At 49.1% G+C, this 18,145-nt stretch carries 12 protein-coding genes, 9 tRNA genes and 4 rRNA genes; all 25 read left to right on the forward strand.

Translation table 11 applies throughout. The annotated features are described in order from the left end of the window. The first annotated feature begins 9 nt into the window (after positions 1 to 9). The 25 genes from hslO to U2H13_RS00550 all read left to right on the forward strand — a co-directional run bounded on the left by hslO (position 10) and on the right by U2H13_RS00550 (position 18,055). Positions 10 to 885, forward strand: a complete 876-nt coding sequence (hslO, locus tag U2H13_RS00430; protein WP_004264606.1) for an Hsp33 family molecular chaperone HslO — start codon at positions 10 to 12, stop codon at positions 883 to 885. A 45-nt stretch (positions 886 to 930) separates the two neighbouring features. Beyond that, positions 931 to 1,821 carry a peptidyl-prolyl cis-trans isomerase gene (locus U2H13_RS00435; RefSeq protein ID WP_376700617.1) on the forward strand — a complete coding sequence of 297 codons (891 nt, stop codon included), beginning with the start codon at positions 931 to 933 and terminating at the stop codon, positions 1,819 to 1,821. A 75-nt stretch (positions 1,822 to 1,896) separates the two neighbouring features. Continuing rightward, positions 1,897 to 2,823 carry a cysteine synthase A gene (cysK, locus tag U2H13_RS00440; protein ID WP_007615206.1) on the forward strand — a complete coding sequence of 309 codons (927 nt, stop codon included), beginning with the start codon at positions 1,897 to 1,899 and terminating at the stop codon, positions 2,821 to 2,823. 166 nt (positions 2,824 to 2,989) lie between these two features. Further along, complete coding sequence (pabB, locus tag U2H13_RS00445) at positions 2,990 to 4,411, forward strand: aminodeoxychorismate synthase, component I (protein WP_025650395.1); 1,422 nt, start codon at positions 2,990 to 2,992, stop codon at positions 4,409 to 4,411. A 6-nt stretch (positions 4,412 to 4,417) separates the two neighbouring features. After that, positions 4,418 to 5,005 (forward strand): aminodeoxychorismate/anthranilate synthase component II, encoded by a 588-nt coding sequence (gene pabA / locus U2H13_RS00450; RefSeq protein ID WP_007409944.1) that lies wholly within the window; start codon positions 4,418 to 4,420, stop codon positions 5,003 to 5,005. Then, on the forward strand, positions 5,002 to 5,886 hold the full coding sequence (gene pabC, locus U2H13_RS00455; protein ID WP_017419483.1) for an aminodeoxychorismate lyase: 885 nt from the start codon (positions 5,002 to 5,004) through the stop codon (positions 5,884 to 5,886). The genes pabA and pabC overlap by 4 nt, the downstream gene beginning before the upstream one ends. Then, the gene (gene folP / locus U2H13_RS00460) at positions 5,867 to 6,724 is read left to right on the forward strand and encodes a dihydropteroate synthase (RefSeq protein ID WP_017419482.1); all 858 of its coding nucleotides are present in this window, start codon (positions 5,867 to 5,869) and stop codon (positions 6,722 to 6,724) included. The genes pabC and folP overlap by 20 nt, the downstream gene beginning before the upstream one ends. Then, positions 6,717 to 7,079 (forward strand): dihydroneopterin aldolase, encoded by a 363-nt coding sequence (gene folB, locus U2H13_RS00465; RefSeq protein WP_022552479.1) that lies wholly within the window; start codon positions 6,717 to 6,719, stop codon positions 7,077 to 7,079. Before folP ends, folB begins: the two co-directional genes overlap by 8 nt. Next, a complete protein-coding gene (gene folK / locus U2H13_RS00470) occupies positions 7,076 to 7,579 on the forward strand; it encodes a 2-amino-4-hydroxy-6-hydroxymethyldihydropteridine diphosphokinase (RefSeq protein ID WP_007409947.1) in 504 nt (167 codons plus the stop codon). Before folB ends, folK begins: the two co-directional genes overlap by 4 nt. Continuing rightward, complete coding sequence (locus U2H13_RS00475; protein WP_003150668.1) at positions 7,531 to 7,740, forward strand: helix-turn-helix domain-containing protein; 210 nt, start codon at positions 7,531 to 7,533, stop codon at positions 7,738 to 7,740. The genes folK and U2H13_RS00475 overlap by 49 nt, the downstream gene beginning before the upstream one ends. A gap of 21 nt (positions 7,741 to 7,761) precedes the next feature. Next, the gene (dusB, locus tag U2H13_RS00480; RefSeq protein WP_007409948.1) at positions 7,762 to 8,763 is read left to right on the forward strand and encodes a tRNA dihydrouridine synthase DusB; all 1,002 of its coding nucleotides are present in this window, start codon (positions 7,762 to 7,764) and stop codon (positions 8,761 to 8,763) included. A gap of 89 nt (positions 8,764 to 8,852) precedes the next feature. Next, on the forward strand, positions 8,853 to 10,352 hold the full coding sequence (lysS, locus tag U2H13_RS00485; RefSeq protein WP_014416740.1) for a lysine--tRNA ligase: 1,500 nt from the start codon (positions 8,853 to 8,855) through the stop codon (positions 10,350 to 10,352). A 328-nt stretch (positions 10,353 to 10,680) separates the two neighbouring features. Continuing rightward, positions 10,681 to 12,230: ribosomal RNA gene (locus tag U2H13_RS00490) — 16S ribosomal RNA — on the forward strand. Between the two features lie 175 nt (positions 12,231 to 12,405). After that, positions 12,406 to 15,335 (forward strand): 23S ribosomal RNA (locus U2H13_RS00495). 50 nt (positions 15,336 to 15,385) lie between these two features. Beyond that, a 5S ribosomal RNA gene (gene rrf / locus U2H13_RS00500) occupies positions 15,386 to 15,501 on the forward strand. A 23-nt stretch (positions 15,502 to 15,524) separates the two neighbouring features. Next, positions 15,525 to 15,600, forward strand: a tRNA-Val gene (locus tag U2H13_RS00505). 5 nt (positions 15,601 to 15,605) lie between these two features. Next, positions 15,606 to 15,681 (forward strand) — tRNA-Thr (locus tag U2H13_RS00510). 36 nt (positions 15,682 to 15,717) lie between these two features. Continuing rightward, positions 15,718 to 15,793 (forward strand) — tRNA-Lys (locus U2H13_RS00515). A gap of 6 nt (positions 15,794 to 15,799) precedes the next feature. Then, positions 15,800 to 15,881 (forward strand) — tRNA-Leu (locus U2H13_RS00520). Between the two features lie 24 nt (positions 15,882 to 15,905). Beyond that, a tRNA-Gly gene (locus U2H13_RS00525) sits at positions 15,906 to 15,980 on the forward strand. 14 nt (positions 15,981 to 15,994) lie between these two features. Beyond that, positions 15,995 to 16,080 (forward strand) — tRNA-Leu (locus tag U2H13_RS00530). An 11-nt stretch (positions 16,081 to 16,091) separates the two neighbouring features. Next, positions 16,092 to 16,168, forward strand: a tRNA-Arg gene (locus U2H13_RS00535). Between the two features lie 15 nt (positions 16,169 to 16,183). Next, positions 16,184 to 16,260 (forward strand) — tRNA-Pro (locus U2H13_RS00540). A 4-nt stretch (positions 16,261 to 16,264) separates the two neighbouring features. After that, positions 16,265 to 16,340, forward strand: a tRNA-Ala gene (locus U2H13_RS00545). Positions 16,341 to 16,505: 165 nt separating this feature from the next. Next, positions 16,506 to 18,055, forward strand: a 16S ribosomal RNA gene (locus U2H13_RS00550). The 16S, 23S and 5S rRNA genes sit together here with 9 tRNA genes alongside, the layout of an rRNA operon. The last annotated feature ends 90 nt before the right edge of the window (positions 18,056 to 18,145 follow it).

Here is an 18,145-nt window from a genome sequence, read left to right on the forward strand (position 1 = left end):
AGGTAAACGATGGATTATTTAATTAAAGCAATTGCATATGACGGTAAAGTGCGGGCTTATGCAGCCAGAACGACAGATATGGTTAATGAAGCGCAAAGAAGGCATGACACGTGGCCGACGGCATCAGCCGCAATCGGCCGGACGATGACAGCTTCTCTGATGCTCGGAGCGATGCTTAAGGGTGAAGATAAGCTGACAGTCAAAATAGAAGGCGGCGGCCCGATCGGAGCCATTGTCGCAGATGCGAACGCAAAGGGTGAGGTAAGAGCATACGTATCAAACCCGCACGTTCATTTTGACCTCAATGAACAAGGGAAACTGGATGTCAGACGGGCGGTCGGAACTGACGGAACACTCAGTGTCGTAAAAGATTTGGGCTTGCGTGATTATTTTACGGGACAAGTAGAGATTGTCTCGGGTGAACTCGGTGACGACTTCACGTATTACCTTGTTTCTTCTGAACAAGTCCCTTCATCTGTCGGCGTAGGTGTTCTAGTAAATCCTGATAACACGATTCTCGCTGCGGGCGGGTTCATCATTCAGCTTCTTCCGGGGACTGATGAAGAAACCATTTCAACAATTGAGAAGCAATTATCTCAAATCGAACCGATTTCAAAATTGATTCAAAAAGGCCTGACACCGGAAGAAATCTTAGAAGAAGTTCTGGGTCAAAAACCGGACGTTCTCGAAACAATGCCGGTCAAATTTCACTGTTCTTGTTCAAAAGATCGATTCGAAACGGCCATTTTAGGACTAGGCAAAAAAGAAATACAAGATATGATAGAAGAAGACGGAAAAGCCGAAGCGGTTTGCCATTTTTGTAATGAGAAATATTTATTTACAAAAGAAGAACTGGAAGAGCTTCGTGACGAAACAACCCGCTAGCTCTTTAGCGGGTTGTTCTATTTTATAAAAGGGATGGGGTAGATTTTGAAATCGAGAACACTTTTGACGATTATTGTAGCGGCGCTGTTAGTATGCAGTGTGACAGTGGCGTATAAGTTAACAAAATCCCAAGCCGCGGGGTCATCTGAAGAATCCATCGCGACAATCGGTGATAAACATATCACACGGCAAGACTGGATGAAAAAGATGGAAGACCAGTACGGAAAATCAACTCTGGAAGACATGATTAATGCACAAGTAGTGAAAGAGCTTGCGAAAAAGAATAAACTCACAGTTTCAAACAGCGAATTGGAGCGGGAGTTTCTTTTAATCAAAGCGGTGAATAATTCATTTTATGAAGACAGCCATATTACCGAAAAAGAATGGAGAGACCAGATCCGCTACAACATTCTTCTTGAAGAACTGTTGACGAAGGACATCGATATATCGGATAAGGAAATGCAATCATTTTATAATAAAAATAAAGAATTGTACCATTTCGATGATTCCTACAGAATCCGGCACATCGTCGTCAAAAACAAAGAAGAGGCGGACAGGGTGCTTGCTGATTTGAAAGGCGGTTCCAGCTTTGAAGCCGTCGCCGCTGAGCGTTCCACGGACAGATACACGTCTCAGTATGGCGGAGACCTCGGCTTTGTGACAGAAAACCAGGAAAATATCCCGCAGGCATATATCACAGAAGCTAAAAATCTTAAAGAAGATGAATGGTCCGCTGAACCGATTAAAGTTTCCTCAGGATACGCCGTCATTCAGCTGAAAGAAAAGCTTAAAGCGAGAACTTTCTCATACAATGAAGTGAAGAGCCAAATCAGACGCCAGATCGCGATGGATCAATTAGGTGACAAGGCGACAGTCAAAACGCTGTGGAAAGAGGCGGGGGTCTCTTGGTTCTACGGGGAAAAAAGAACTAAATGATTGACAAAAAATTTTGAAATTGATAACTTATATTTATAATACCAATAAATTTAGTCGGAAATTGAGGTGTCCAACATGGTGCGTATTGCAAATTCTATTACTGAACTAATCGGAAATACTCCTATTGTGAAATTGAATCGCCTGACGGATGAAAACAGTGCAGATGTATATCTGAAGCTTGAATACATGAATCCGGGCAGCAGCGTAAAAGACCGGATCGGAGTGGCGATGATTGAAGCGGCTGAAAAAGAAGGAAAATTAAAAGCCGGCGACACAATCATTGAACCGACAAGCGGAAATACGGGGATCGGTCTTGCAATGGTGGCAGCGGCTAAAGGTCTCAGAGCCATTCTCGTTATGCCTGATACAATGAGTATGGAACGACGCAATCTGCTGCGCGCATACGGAGCGGAGCTTGTGCTGACTCCCGGCGCAGAAGGAATGAAGGGCGCCATTAAAAAGGCGGAAGAACTTGCCGAGGAACACGGATACTTTGTGCCTCAGCAATTCAACAATGCGGCAAACCCGGAAATTCACCGCCAAACGACGGGGAAAGAAATCGTAGAACAGTTTGGTGACGACCAGCTTGATGCGTTCGTGGCCGGAATCGGTACCGGCGGAACCATCACGGGAGCGGGCGAAGTGCTGAAAGAAGCATATCCATCCATCAAAATCTATGCGGTAGAGCCGGCGGATTCTCCAGTTCTTTCCGGTGGAAAACCGGGCCCGCATAAAATTCAGGGTATCGGAGCGGGATTTGTCCCTGAAACATTGAATACGGACATCTATGATCAGATCATTCCCGTCAAAAATGAGGATGCATTTGAGTATGCCCGTAAAACGGCAAAAGAAGAAGGGATTCTCGGCGGCATTTCTTCCGGAGCGGCCATTTACGCGGCACTGGAAATCGCGAAAAAACTGGGGAAAGGCAAGAAAGTGCTTGCGATCATCCCTAGTAACGGAGAACGTTACTTAAGCACACCGCTTTATCAGTTTGAATAGAGACATATACACGGCTCCCGGCTGTATCCGGGAGTTTTTTTGTGCTGAAGCATCGAAAATCCAAAAAACGTTTCGAATTTTATGGTTGGAAGCGAAATTCACTTTTTTCACCAGTGTGATTGCTTTAAAATAAAACTACAGTAAAACGAAGCAGAGGATTGATATGATGGCACAACGCAGACCGGCAGGAAGAAAAATACCTTTTACGAAACAAGCATTTTTACAGCGATATGAAAACCTTTCGAAATCGAGAAAACGGCATGTTCTGCTCGAAAGCGCGAGAGGGGGAAGATTCAGTATAGCCGGTCTAGATCCGATTGCGTCCGTCAGAGGGAAAGACGGAATTACAACGATCAAGCATGAGGGGGAAACACTGTTTAAAGAAGGTGACCCACTGCGGGCCTTTCATGAATGGTTTGGAACGCTCGGAACGGAAACAAACGTTGAGTTTCCGGACTTTCAGGGCGGTGCGATTGGTTTTATCAGTTACGACTACGCCCGATATATTGAGAATTTTAAAATGCTGTCGTTAGATGATCTGGAAACACCTGATATTTACTTTCTTGTTTTTGATGATGTGGCCGTTTATGACCATGAGGAAGAGGCGTTATGGCTCATTACCCATACTGAAGCGGAAGAAGCGGATCTTGCGGAAGAAAAGCTGTCCGGCTTAGAGGACATGTGGTGTTCCCTCCAAACGGCGGACGAGCCTTTTTCACCGCTGGATCGGAATGGGGACGGATCGTACGCCGCTCCGTTCACTGAAGAAGGATTTTCGCAGGCTGTAGAACAAATTAAACAATATATCGCGAGCGGCGATGTGTTCCAGGTTAATTTATCCATCAGGCAGTCTCAGTCTTTATCCGTTCATCCGTATGAGGTGTATAAACACTTGAGAAACGTCAATCCGTCTCCTTACATGGCCTATCTCGAGACACCGGGGTTTCAAGTGATATGCGGGTCGCCGGAGCTATTGGTGACAAAGAAGGGGAAGAAGCTTGAAACGAGACCGATCGCGGGTACGCGTTCAAGAGGAAAAGACGATGCTGAAGACAAGGCTTTGGCTGACGAATTAATTCACAATGAAAAAGAACGTGCGGAACACGTCATGCTTGTTGATCTTGAGCGCAATGACCTCGGGCGCGTATCGCGCTACGGCTCCGTGCGCGTTAACGAATTTATGGCGATCGAAAAGTATTCCCACGTCATGCATATCGTGTCAAACGTACAGGGAGAGCTGCAGGACGGATATGACGCGACAGACATTATTCATGCGGTGTTCCCGGGGGGCACTATCACTGGAGCGCCCAAAGTGAGAACGATGGAAATTATAGAAGAGCTTGAGCCGACAAGACGGGGGCTTTATACTGGATCTATAGGCTGGTTCGGATTCAACGGAGATTTGCAGTTTAACATTGTGATCCGGACGATCTATGCAGCCGGCGGACATGCTTTTATGCAGTCCGGAGCAGGAGTGGTCATTGATTCGGTTCCGAAGCATGAATACAAGGAATCGTTCAAAAAAGCTTTTGCGATGAAAAAGGCGTTAGAGCTGAGCGAAGAAGAGACAAAAAATCAGACGAGGTGAGCAGAGATGATTTTAATGATTGACAATTATGATTCATTTACGTACAACTTGGTTCAATATTTGGGTGAGCTCGGGGAGGAACTGATCGTCAGACGGAATGACGAGATTACGATTGAGCAGATTGAAGAGCTGGGTCCGGACTTCTTAATGATTTCACCCGGGCCGTGCAGTCCTGATGAAGCGGGGATCAGCCTCGAAGCCATCAAACATTTTGCCGGCAGTATTCCTATTTTCGGCGTATGTCTCGGGCATCAGTCGATTGCGCAAGTATTCGGCGGCGATGTCGTCAGAGCAGAGCGGCTCATGCACGGCAAAACGTCAGAAGTTATGCATGACGGACAGACGATTTTTAAAGGCCTGCAAAATCCGCTGGTCGCCACCCGGTACCATTCACTTATTGTCAAAGCGGACACTCTGCCGGATTGTTTTACGGTATCCGCTCAAACCAAAGAAGGAGAAATTATGGCAATCCGCCATAATGAGCTGCCTGTTGAAGGTGTTCAGTTCCATCCGGAATCCATCATGACCTCCTTCGGCAAAGAGATGCTCAGAAACTTTATAGAGACACACCGCAAAAAGGAAGTAACGGTGTGATTATATATTTGAATGGTCAATATATAGAGGAGAAAGAAGCGGCGCTTTCTCCTTTTGACCATGGTTATCTGTACGGGATCGGCGCGTTCGAGACGTTCAGGCTTTACAGCGGCCGGCCGTTTCTGCCGGATGCGCATGTCGCCAGGCTCAACAGGGCGCTTCGGGATCTGCAGATTGCATATGAGGTGAACAAACAGGAGCTGCTTGATATGCTTCTGAGACTGTTGCTCCTCAATGACATCAAGGACGGCAGCGCGCGTGTCCGGCTTAACATCTCGGCAGGCGTCAGCGATAAGGGATTTGCCGCGCAGACTTATGAAAAGCCGACCGTCCTTTGTTTCGTCAACCGGCTCAATCCGGAAACTCTGCCTGTTCAAAAAGAAGGCAGGCTTCTCTCTGTCCGGAGAAACACGCCTGAAGGATCTTTTCGGTTAAAATCCCATCACTATTTAAACAACATGTATGCTAAACGGGAGATCGGGAATGACCCCAATCTTGAAGGCATTTTCCTGACCGGTGAAGGAGATGTCGCGGAAGGCATTGTCTCCAACGTGTTTTGGCGAAAAGGAGACAAGGTCTTTACGCCATCTTTGGATACGGGAATTCTCGACGGCGTAACGAGACAGTTTGTCATTGATGAATTGAAACGGCAGGGGACAGAAGTCACCGAAGGCCGATTCCGTTTTCAATCAATGCTTGAAGCGGATGAAGCATGGATGACAAACTCCGTGCTTGAAATCATCCCGTTTTCTAAAATAGAGGAAGTGCCGCTGCCCGGAATGAGCGGAAAAACGGTGCAATTGCTCCGTAAGCAGTATCAGCAGGAAATAAACAAAATGAATGTACAGGAGGAGGAACAAAATGGCGCAGCAAACAATTGAACAGCCTAAACTGATTCATACAAAAAAAGGCGCTCTGTCCTATAAAGAGAAGACGCTCGTTATGGGGATATTAAATGTAACGCCAGACTCCTTCTCTGACGGCGGTAAATACGACAGTACGGAAAGGGCGCTTCTGCGTGCGGTGAAGATGGCTGAAGAAGGGGCGCATATTATAGATATCGGCGGCGAATCGACAAGGCCCGGCGCATCACTCGTGTCGGCTGATGAGGAAATGTCACGAGTCATCCCCGTCATAGAACGGATTACAAGCGAGCTGGACATTCCGCTTTCAATCGATACGTACAAAGCGTCCGTGGCAGACGAAGCGGTCAAAGCGGGAGCCTCTATCCTTAATGACATCTGGGGGGCGAAAGGTGACCCTGACATGGCGTCAGTAGCCGCCGCACACGGGGTTCCGATTATCTTAATGCATAATCGCACGGAAAGAAACTACAACGATCTTATTCCTGATATGCTTGCAGACCTGATGGAAAGCGTAAAAATTGCCGCAGAAGCCGGCGTCACAGATGAAAACATGATTCTGGATCCGGGGATCGGCTTTGCGAAAAACTATGAGGACAATCTGGCTGTCATGAACAAGCTGGAGGTGTTCAGCGGGTTAGGTTATCCGCTGCTCCTGGCGACATCGAGAAAAAGGTTCATCGGCCGTGTACTTGACCTTCCCCCTGAAGAACGTGCTGAGGGAACGGGAGCGACAGTATGCCTTGGCGTCCAGAAAGGCTGCGACATTGTGAGGGTGCACGATGTCAAAGAGATCGCAAGAATGACTAAGATGATGGATGCTATGTTGAACAAAGGAGGCGCACATTATGGATAAAGTATATGTGGAAGGTATGGAGTTTTACGGATATCACGGCGTGTTCGAAGAAGAAAACAAACTCGGCCAGCGCTTCAAAGTAGACCTGACTGCCGAACTGGATTTGAGCAAAGCGGGAAAAACGGATGACCTTTCTTATACCATTAACTATGCGGAATTGTACAGTGTCTGCCGCGGCATCGTTGAGGGCGAGCCCGTTAATTTGGTCGAGACCCTTGCGGAACGGATCGCAGACACCGTCCTTAAGAAATTTGAGCCGGTGCAGCAATGTACGGTAAAGGTTGTTAAGCCTGACCCGCCGATTCCCGGCCATTATAAATCAGTAGCTATAGAAATGACGAGAAAGAAATCATGAACAATACGGCATATATCGGCCTCGGTTCCAATATGGGCGACCGTGAACATTATTTGCGTCAGGCAGTGGCCATGCTCAGCCGGCATCATGGCGTGACGGTGTCAAAGGTGTCCTCCATATATGAAACAGATCCCGTCGGCTATGAGGATCAAGATCAGTTTCTCAATATGGCGGTTGAAGTGAAAACGTCGTTATCTCCTTTTGAACTTCTTGATGTAACGCAGAGCATTGAAGCTGAATTAGGCAGAACGAGAGAGATTCGCTGGGGACCGCGGACGGCAGACCTTGACATTTTGCTGTATAATCGTGAAAATATTGAAACAGAGCGGCTGATTGTTCCGCATCCGAGAATGTATGAGCGCTTATTTGTCCTTGCGCCGTTAAAAGAAATATGTCCGCAGGCGGATCATATCACGATAAGCGCTGAAACAAACCAAGAAGGTGTAAGAGTATGGAAGCAGAAATCTGGGGTAGGCGAATTCGTGCATTCAGAAAGCTGAAAGGTTATACTCAAGAAGGATTTGCAAAAGCATTAGGTATATCAGTTTCTATTGTCGGTGAAATTGAACGCGGAAACCGATTGCCGTCAGATGCCATCATTCAAGATGCGGCAGATGTTTTAAATATAAGTGCGGACGAATTGGCCCCGCCTGAAAAATAGACAAATGAAAGGAGGGGAAAAATGTTTAAAATCGGTGATATTCAATTGAAAAACCGGGTTGTGCTTGCCCCTATGGCCGGTGTCTGCAACTCAGCGTTCAGATTGACTGTAAAGGAATTCGGAGCCGGATTGGTATGCGCTGAAATGGTCAGTGACAAAGCGATTCTTTACAACAACGCAAGAACAATGGGGATGCTTTACATTGATGAACGTGAAAAACCGCTCAGCCTTCAGATTTTTGGAGGGAAAAAGGAAACTCTGGTGGAAGCGGCGAAGTTTGTAGATCAAAACACGACTGCTGATATTATTGATATTAACATGGGATGTCCTGTACCCAAGATTACAAAATGTGATGCGGGCGCCAAATGGCTTCTCGATCCTGATAAGATTTATGAAATGGTATCCGCAGTAGTAGATGCTGTTGATAAGCCGGTTACAGTGAAGATGAGAATGGGTTGGGATGAAGAGCACATCTATGCGGTGAAAAATGCCCAAGCCGTTGAACGTGCCGGCGGAAAAGCCGTTGCCCTGCACGGCCGCACAAGAGTGCAAATGTATGAAGGCACTGCGAACTGGGATATCATTAAAGAAGTGAAGCAATCCGTCTCCATTCCCGTCATCGGAAACGGTGATGTCAAAACGCCTCAGGACGCGAAACGTATGCTTGAGGAAACAGGAGTTGACGGCGTCATGATCGGCCGGGCCGCACTCGGCAACCCGTGGATGATTTACCGTACGGTGCACTACCTTGAAACCGGTGAGTTAAAAGACGAACCGAAAGTCCGTGAAAAAATGTCGGTTTGCAAACTGCACTTAGACCGCCTGATTAAGTTAAAAGGCGAAAATGTGGCAGTCAGAGAAATGAGAAAACACGCTGCCTGGTACCTGAAAGGTGTCAGAGGTAATGCGAATGTACGCAACGAAATTAACCAATGTGAGACGCGTGAAGAAGTTGTGCAGCTTTTAGATGCATTTACCGCCGAAGCAGAGGCAAAAGAGCTTCAAGATGCAAAAGTAGGTTAATATACACCCTCTATTGCTGCTCACTGCCAGCTTACCGCTGGCAGTTTTTCTGCTTTTTCGTGAAATCAAAATGTAACGGAGTGATACCAATGAGTCAAGAAGAGCAAAATCATGAGGAATTGAACGACCAGCTGCAAGTCAGACGAGATAAAATGAACCAGCTGAGAGAAAACGGCATTGACCCTTTCGGCGAACGTTTCGAGAGAACGCATCAATCTCAACAGATCATTGACGCCTACCAGGAGCTTTCTAAAGAAGAACTGGAAGAAAAAGCGATCGAAGTGACCATTGCAGGCCGTATGATGACAAAGCGCGGAAAAGGGAAAGCCGGCTTTGCGCATCTGCAGGACTTAGAAGGTCAAATTCAAATTTACGTAAGAAAAGACAGTGTCGGCGAAGAACAATATGAAATCTTTAAATCTTCAGACCTCGGAGACGTTATCGGCATCACGGGGAAAGTTTTCAAAACAAACGTAGGCGAGCTTTCTGTCAAAGCGACATCTTTTGAACTGCTGACAAAAGCACTGCGTCCTCTTCCTGATAAATATCATGGGTTAAAAGATGTTGAACAGCGTTACCGCCAGCGCTATCTCGATCTCATCGTAAACCCTGACAGCAAACAAACGTTTATCACACGCAGCAAAATCATCCAAGCGATGAGAAGATACTTAGATGACCATGGATACTTAGAAGTTGAAACACCTACGATGCACAGCATACCGGGAGGAGCGTCTGCACGCCCGTTCATCACGCACCATAACGCGCTCGATATGCCTCTTTATATGCGTATTGCGATTGAACTGCACCTGAAACGCCTGATTGTCGGCGGATTGGAAAAAGTCTACGAAATCGGCCGTGTGTTCCGTAACGAAGGTGTTTCTACACGCCATAACCCTGAATTCACGATGATCGAGCTGTATGAAGCGTACGCCGATTATAAAGATATTATGAGCCTTACGGAAAACCTCGTTGCACATATTGCGCAGGAAGTGCTTGGAAGCACCACAATCCAGTACGGCGAAGAGCAGATTGATCTGAAACCTGAATGGAAACGACTCCACATGGTAGATGCGGTCAAAGAAGCGACAGGCGTAGATTTCTGGAATGAGATGACTGTTGAAGAAGCGCGCGGTCATGCAAAAGAGCATGGTATCGAGATCACAAACTCAATGACGGTGGGTCATATCATCAATGAATTCTTCGAACAAAAAATTGAAGAAACACTCATTCAGCCTACATTTATTTACGGCCACCCTGTAGAGATTTCTCCTCTTGCTAAGAAAAATCCGGAGGACCCTCGCTTTACAGACCGTTTTGAGCTGTTTATCGTCGGCCGTGAGCATGCTAATGCGTTTACGGAGCTGAATGACCCTATTGACCAGAGGGAACGCTTTGAAGCGCAATTAAAAGAAAGAGAAGAAGGAAACGATGAAGCGCATATGATGGATGAAGACTTCGTTGAAGCTCTTGAATACGGCATGCCGCCGACCGGGGGATTGGGTATCGGTATCGACCGCCTTGTCATGCTGTTAACAAATGCTCCGTCTATCAGAGACGTTTTATTATTCCCTCAAATGAGACAACGTTAATAAAAGGGCAGGCGCCGTTTCTGCTTATCGCAGTACGGCGCTTTTTTAGAAACAAGCCGCTCGTAAAACTTTTTTGATTTTCTTTTAAAAAACTATTGCACTATTATTTGTGAGGTGGTATATTATTATTCGTTGCCGCTAAACAAGGCGCTGACGAAAAAAAGAAATTCAAAAAGTTGTTGACTTCAAGAGATTGATAAGATATAATAATAAAGTCGCTTGAACGAAAGACAAAATGATCTTTGAAAACTAAACAAGACAAAACGTACCTGTTAATTCAAAGTTTTAAATAAATCGCACAGCGATGTGCGTAGTCAGTCAAACTACTTTATCGGAGAGTTTGATCCTGGCTCAGGACGAACGCTGGCGGCGTGCCTAATACATGCAAGTCGAGCGGACAGATGGGAGCTTGCTCCCTGATGTTAGCGGCGGACGGGTGAGTAACACGTGGGTAACCTGCCTGTAAGACTGGGATAACTCCGGGAAACCGGGGCTAATACCGGATGGTTGTTTGAACCGCATGGTTCAGACATAAAAGGTGGCTTCGGCTACCACTTACAGATGGACCCGCGGCGCATTAGCTAGTTGGTGAGGTAACGGCTCACCAAGGCGACGATGCGTAGCCGACCTGAGAGGGTGATCGGCCACACTGGGACTGAGACACGGCCCAGACTCCTACGGGAGGCAGCAGTAGGGAATCTTCCGCAATGGACGAAAGTCTGACGGAGCAACGCCGCGTGAGTGATGAAGGTTTTCGGATCGTAAAGCTCTGTTGTTAGGGAAGAACAAGTGCCGTTCAAATAGGGCGGCACCTTGACGGTACCTAACCAGAAAGCCACGGCTAACTACGTGCCAGCAGCCGCGGTAATACGTAGGTGGCAAGCGTTGTCCGGAATTATTGGGCGTAAAGGGCTCGCAGGCGGTTTCTTAAGTCTGATGTGAAAGCCCCCGGCTCAACCGGGGAGGGTCATTGGAAACTGGGGAACTTGAGTGCAGAAGAGGAGAGTGGAATTCCACGTGTAGCGGTGAAATGCGTAGAGATGTGGAGGAACACCAGTGGCGAAGGCGACTCTCTGGTCTGTAACTGACGCTGAGGAGCGAAAGCGTGGGGAGCGAACAGGATTAGATACCCTGGTAGTCCACGCCGTAAACGATGAGTGCTAAGTGTTAGGGGGTTTCCGCCCCTTAGTGCTGCAGCTAACGCATTAAGCACTCCGCCTGGGGAGTACGGTCGCAAGACTGAAACTCAAAGGAATTGACGGGGGCCCGCACAAGCGGTGGAGCATGTGGTTTAATTCGAAGCAACGCGAAGAACCTTACCAGGTCTTGACATCCTCTGACAATCCTAGAGATAGGACGTCCCCTTCGGGGGCAGAGTGACAGGTGGTGCATGGTTGTCGTCAGCTCGTGTCGTGAGATGTTGGGTTAAGTCCCGCAACGAGCGCAACCCTTGATCTTAGTTGCCAGCATTCAGTTGGGCACTCTAAGGTGACTGCCGGTGACAAACCGGAGGAAGGTGGGGATGACGTCAAATCATCATGCCCCTTATGACCTGGGCTACACACGTGCTACAATGGGCAGAACAAAGGGCAGCGAAACCGCGAGGTTAAGCCAATCCCACAAATCTGTTCTCAGTTCGGATCGCAGTCTGCAACTCGACTGCGTGAAGCTGGAATCGCTAGTAATCGCGGATCAGCATGCCGCGGTGAATACGTTCCCGGGCCTTGTACACACCGCCCGTCACACCACGAGAGTTTGTAACACCCGAAGTCGGTGAGGTAACCTTTTAGGAGCCAGCCGCCGAAGGTGGGACAGATGATTGGGGTGAAGTCGTAACAAGGTAGCCGTATCGGAAGGTGCGGCTGGATCACCTCCTTTCTAAGGATTTTAACGGAATATAAGACCTTGGGTCTTATAAACAGAACGTTCCCTGTCTTGTTTAGTTTTGAAGGATCATTCGATTCTTCGAGATGTTGTTCTTTGAAAACTAGATAACAGAAGTAATTCACATTCAATTAGTAATGCAAGATATCACGTAGTGATTCTTTTTAACGGTTAAGTTAGAAAGGGCGCACGGTGGATGCCTTGGCACTAGGAGCCGATGAAGGACGGGACGAACACCGATATGCTTCGGGGAGCTGTAAGCAAGCTTTGATCCGGAGATTTCCGAATGGGGAAACCCACCACTCGTAATGGAGTGGTATCCATATCTGAATACATAGGATATGAGAAGGCAGACCCGGGGAACTGAAACATCTAAGTACCCGGAGGAAGAGAAAGCAAATGCGATTCCCTGAGTAGCGGCGAGCGAAACGGGACCAGCCCAAACCAAGAGGCTTGCCTCTTGGGGTTGTAGGACACTCTGTACGGAGTTACAAAGGAACGAGGTAGATGAAGAGGTCTGGAAAGGCCCGCCATAGGAGGTAACAGCCCTGTAGTCAAAACTTCGTTCTCTCCTGAGTGGATCCTGAGTACGGCGGAACACGTGAAATTCCGTCGGAATCCGGGAGGACCATCTCCCAAGGCTAAATACTCCCTAGTGACCGATAGTGAACCAGTACCGTGAGGGAAAGGTGAAAAGCACCCCGGAAGGGGAGTGAAAGAGATCCTGAAACCGTGTGCCTACAAGTAGTCAGAGCCCGTTAACGGGTGATGGCGTGCCTTTTGTAGAATGAACCGGCGAGTTACGATCCCGTGCAAGGTTAAGCAGAAGATGCGGAGCCGCAGCGAAAGCGAGTCTGAATAGGGCGAATTGAGTACGTGGTCGTAGACCCGAAACCAGGTGATCTACCCATGTCCAGGGTGAAGTTCAGGTAACACTGAATGGAGGCCCGAACCCACGCACGTTGAAAAGTGCGGGGATGAGGTGTGGGTAGGGGTGAAATGCCAATCGAACCTGGAGATAGCTGGTTCTCTCCGAAATAGCTTTAGGGCTAGCCTCAAGGTAAGAGTCTCGGAGGTAGAGCACTGATTGGACTAGGGGCCCCTACCGGGTTACCGAATTCAGTCAAACTCCGAATGCCGATGACTTATCCTTGGGAGTCAGACTGCGAGTGATAAGATCCGTAGTCGAAAGGGAAACAGCCCAGACCGCCAGCTAAGGTCCCAAAGTATACGTTAAGTGGAAAAGGATGTGGAGTTGCTTAGACAACCAGGATGTTGGCTTAGAAGCAGCCACCATTTAAAGAGTGCGTAATAGCTCACTGGTCGAGTGACTCTGCGCCGAAAATGTACCGGGGCTAAACGTATCACCGAAGCTGCGGACTGTTCTTCGAACAGTGGTAGGAGAGCGTTCTAAGGGCTGTGAAGCAAGACCGGAAGGACTTGTGGAGCGCTTAGAAGTGAGAATGCCGGTATGAGTAGCGAAAGAGGGGTGAGAATCCCCTCCACCGAATGCCTAAGGTTTCCTGAGGAAGGCTCGTCCGCTCAGGGTTAGTCGGGACCTAAGCCGAGGCCGAAAGGCGTAGGCGATGGATAACAGGTTGATATTCCTGTACCACCTCCTCACCATTTGAGCAATGGGGGGACGCAGGAGGATAGGGTAAGCGCGGTATTGGATATCCGCGTCCAAGCAGTTAGGCTGGGAAATAGGCAAATCCGTTTCCCGTGAAGGCTGAGCTGTGATGGCGAGCGAATTATAGTAGCGAAGTTCCTGATTCCACACTGCCAAGAAAAGCCTCTAGCGAGGTGAGAGGTGCCCGTACCGCAAACCGACACAGGTAGGCGAGGAGAGAATCCTAAGGTGATCGAGAGAACTCTCGTTAAGGAACTCGGCAAAATGACCCCGTAACTTCGGGAGAAGGGGTGCTCTGTTAGGGTGCAAGCCCGAGAGAGCCGCAGTGAATAGGCCCAGGCGACTGTTTAGCAAAAACACAGGTCTCTGCGAAGCCGCAAGGCGAAGTATAGGGGCTGACGCCTGCCCGGTGCTGGAAGGTTAAGAGGAGCGCTTAGCGTAAGCGAAGGTGCGAATTGAAGCCCCAGTAAACGGCGGCCGTAACTATAACGGTCCTAAGGTAGCGAAATTCCTTGTCGGGTAAGTTCCGACCCGCACGAAAGGCGCAACGATCTGGGCACTGTCTCAACGAGAGACTCGGTGAAATTATAGTACCTGTGAAGATGCAGGTTACCCGCGACAGGACGGAAAGACCCCGTGGAGCTTTACTGCAGCCTGATATTGAATGTTGGTACAGCTTGTACAGGATAGGTAGGAGCCTTGGAAACCGGAGCGCCAGCTTCGGTGGAGGCATCGGTGGGATACTACCCTGGCTGTATTGACCTTCTAACCCGCCGCCCTTATCGGGCGGGGAGACAGTGTCAGGTGGGCAGTTTGACTGGGGCGGTCGCCTCCTAAAAGGTAACGGAGGCGCCCAAAGGTTCCCTCAGAATGGTTGGAAATCATTCGCAGAGTGTAAAGGCACAAGGGAGCTTGACTGCGAGACCTACAAGTCGAGCAGGGACGAAAGTCGGGCTTAGTGATCCGGTGGTTCCGCATGGAAGGGCCATCGCTCAACGGATAAAAGCTACCCCGGGGATAACAGGCTTATCTCCCCCAAGAGTCCACATCGACGGGGAGGTTTGGCACCTCGATGTCGGCTCATCGCATCCTGGGGCTGTAGTCGGTCCCAAGGGTTGGGCTGTTCGCCCATTAAAGCGGTACGCGAGCTGGGTTCAGAACGTCGTGAGACAGTTCGGTCCCTATCCGTCGCGGGCGCAGGAAATTTGAGAGGAGCTGTCCTTAGTACGAGAGGACCGGGATGGACGCACCGCTGGTGTACCAGTTGTTCTGCCAAGGGCATCGCTGGGTAGCTATGTGCGGACGGGATAAGTGCTGAAAGCATCTAAGCATGAAGCCCCCCTCAAGATGAGATTTCCCATTCCGCAAGGAAGTAAGATCCCTGAAAGATGATCAGGTTGATAGGTCTGAGGTGGAAGTGTGGCGACACATGGAGCTGACAGATACTAATCGATCGAGGACTTAACCAATTTGAATGTATGCTTACTGTTATCTAGTTTTGAGAGAACACTCTCAATGGTTTGGTGGCGATAGCGAAGAGGTCACACCCGTTCCCATGCCGAACACGGAAGTTAAGCTCTTCAGCGCCGATGGTAGTCGGGGGTTTCCCCCTGTGAGAGTAGGACGCCGCCAAGCCATTACACGTAAGTGTAATATATGGAGGATTAGCTCAGCTGGGAGAGCATCTGCCTTACAAGCAGAGGGTCGGCGGTTCGAGCCCGTCATCCTCCACCATATTTGCCGGCCTAGCTCAATTGGTAGAGCAACTGACTTGTAATCAGTAGGTTGGGGGTTCAAGTCCTCTGGCCGGCACCATTTTTGGACAAGATAATAACATAAGTCTTTTAAAAAGAGCCATTAGCTCAGTTGGTAGAGCATCTGACTTTTAATCAGAGGGTCGAAGGTTCGAGTCCTTCATGGCTCACCATGTTACGCGGGTGTGGCGGAATTGGCAGACGCGCTAGACTTAGGATCTAGTGTCTTATGACGTGGGGGTTCAAGTCCCTTCACCCGCATTATACAGGATAGATATCCTGTATGCGGAAGTAGTTCAGTGGTAGAACACCACCTTGCCAAGGTGGGGGTCGCGGGTTCGAATCCCGTCTTCCGCTCCAACTATACCATCCACGCCGGGGTGGTGGAATTGGCAGACACACAGGACTTAAAATCCTGCGGTAGGTGACTACCGTGCCGGTTCAAGTCCGGCCCTCGGCATTCATTATTATGCGCCCGTAGCTCAATTGGATAGAGCGTTTGACTACGGATCAAAAGGTTAGGGGTTCGACTCCTCTCGGGCGCGCCATAATATTTTTAAAATCGGGAAGTAGCTCAGCTTGGTAGAGCACATGGTTTGGGACCATGGGGTCGCAGGTTCGAATCCTGTCTTCCCGACCACTTCGGGGCCTTAGCTCAGCTGGGAGAGCGCCTGCTTTGCACGCAGGAGGTCAGCGGTTCGATCCCGCTAGGCTCCACCATTTATAAAAAACATGTTGACTTTAAGAGAAACTTATTATATACTTAAAAAGTTGCTTGAGAAAGTGAACAAAATGATCTTTGAAAACTAAACAAGACAAAACGTACCTGTTAATTCAAAGTTTTAAATAAATCGCACAGCGATGTGCGTAGTCAGTCAAACTACTTTATCGGAGAGTTTGATCCTGGCTCAGGACGAACGCTGGCGGCGTGCCTAATACATGCAAGTCGAGCGGACAGATGGGAGCTTGCTCCCTGATGTTAGCGGCGGACGGGTGAGTAACACGTGGGTAACCTGCCTGTAAGACTGGGATAACTCCGGGAAACCGGGGCTAATACCGGATGCTTGTTTGAACCGCATGGTTCAGACATAAAAGGTGGCTTCGGCTACCACTTACAGATGGACCCGCGGCGCATTAGCTAGTTGGTGAGGTAACGGCTCACCAAGGCGACGATGCGTAGCCGACCTGAGAGGGTGATCGGCCACACTGGGACTGAGACACGGCCCAGACTCCTACGGGAGGCAGCAGTAGGGAATCTTCCGCAATGGACGAAAGTCTGACGGAGCAACGCCGCGTGAGTGATGAAGGTTTTCGGATCGTAAAGCTCTGTTGTTAGGGAAGAACAAGTGCCGTTCAAATAGGGCGGCACCTTGACGGTACCTAACCAGAAAGCCACGGCTAACTACGTGCCAGCAGCCGCGGTAATACGTAGGTGGCAAGCGTTGTCCGGAATTATTGGGCGTAAAGGGCTCGCAGGCGGTTTCTTAAGTCTGATGTGAAAGCCCCCGGCTCAACCGGGGAGGGTCATTGGAAACTGGGGAACTTGAGTGCAGAAGAGGAGAGTGGAATTCCACGTGTAGCGGTGAAATGCGTAGAGATGTGGAGGAACACCAGTGGCGAAGGCGACTCTCTGGTCTGTAACTGACGCTGAGGAGCGAAAGCGTGGGGAGCGAACAGGATTAGATACCCTGGTAGTCCACGCCGTAAACGATGAGTGCTAAGTGTTAGGGGGTTTCCGCCCCTTAGTGCTGCAGCTAACGCATTAAGCACTCCGCCTGGGGAGTACGGTCGCAAGACTGAAACTCAAAGGAATTGACGGGGGCCCGCACAAGCGGTGGAGCATGTGGTTTAATTCGAAGCAACGCGAAGAACCTTACCAGGTCTTGACATCCTCTGACAATCCTAGAGATAGGACGTCCCCTTCGGGGGCAGAGTGACAGGTGGTGCATGGTTGTCGTCAGCTCGTGTCGTGAGATGTTGGGTTAAGTCCCGCAACGAGCGCAACCCTTGATCTTAGTTGCCAGCATTCAGTTGGGCACTCTAAGGTGACTGCCGGTGACAAACCGGAGGAAGGTGGGGATGACGTCAAATCATCATGCCCCTTATGACCTGGGCTACACACGTGCTACAATGGGCAGAACAAAGGGCAGCGAAACCGCGAGGTTAAGCCAATCCCACAAATCTGTTCTCAGTTCGGATCGCAGTCTGCAACTCGACTGCGTGAAGCTGGAATCGCTAGTAATCGCGGATCAGCATGCCGCGGTGAATACGTTCCCGGGCCTTGTACACACCGCCCGTCACACCACGAGAGTTTGTAACACCCGAAGTCGGTGAGGTAACCTTTTAGGAGCCAGCCGCCGAAGGTGGGACAGATGATTGGGGTGAAGTCGTAACAAGGTAGCCGTATCGGAAGGTGCGGCTGGATCACCTCCTTTCTAAGGATTTTAACGGAATATAAGACCTTGGGTCTTATAAACAGAACGTTCCCTGTCTTGTTTAGTTTTGAAGGATCATTCGATTCTTCG

It is taken from the genome of Bacillus sp. A1, assembly GCF_042296235.1.
Lineage (GTDB): Bacteria > Bacillota > Bacilli > Bacillales > Bacillaceae > Bacillus > Bacillus velezensis.

Bases quoted from the DNA above. Each gene is read 5' to 3' on its own strand.
- cysK (WP_007615206.1), top strand. From the start codon at position 1,897: ATGGTGCGTATTGCAAATTCTATTACTGAACTAATCGGAAATACTCCT.
- pabB (WP_025650395.1), top strand. From the start codon at position 2,990: ATGGCACAACGCAGACCGGCAGGAAGAAAAATACCTTTTACGAAACAA.
- lysS (WP_014416740.1), top strand. From the start codon at position 8,853: ATGAGTCAAGAAGAGCAAAATCATGAGGAATTGAACGACCAGCTGCAA.
- U2H13_RS00475 (WP_003150668.1), top strand. From the start codon at position 7,531: ATGGAAGCAGAAATCTGGGGTAGGCGAATTCGTGCATTCAGAAAGCTG.
- folK (WP_007409947.1), top strand. From the start codon at position 7,076: ATGAACAATACGGCATATATCGGCCTCGGTTCCAATATGGGCGACCGT.
- dusB (WP_007409948.1), top strand. From the start codon at position 7,762: ATGTTTAAAATCGGTGATATTCAATTGAAAAACCGGGTTGTGCTTGCC.
- hslO (WP_004264606.1), top strand. From the start codon at position 10: ATGGATTATTTAATTAAAGCAATTGCATATGACGGTAAAGTGCGGGCT.
- folB (WP_022552479.1), top strand. From the start codon at position 6,717: ATGGATAAAGTATATGTGGAAGGTATGGAGTTTTACGGATATCACGGC.
- pabA (WP_007409944.1), top strand. From the start codon at position 4,418: ATGATTTTAATGATTGACAATTATGATTCATTTACGTACAACTTGGTT.
- folP (WP_017419482.1), top strand. From the start codon at position 5,867: ATGGCGCAGCAAACAATTGAACAGCCTAAACTGATTCATACAAAAAAA.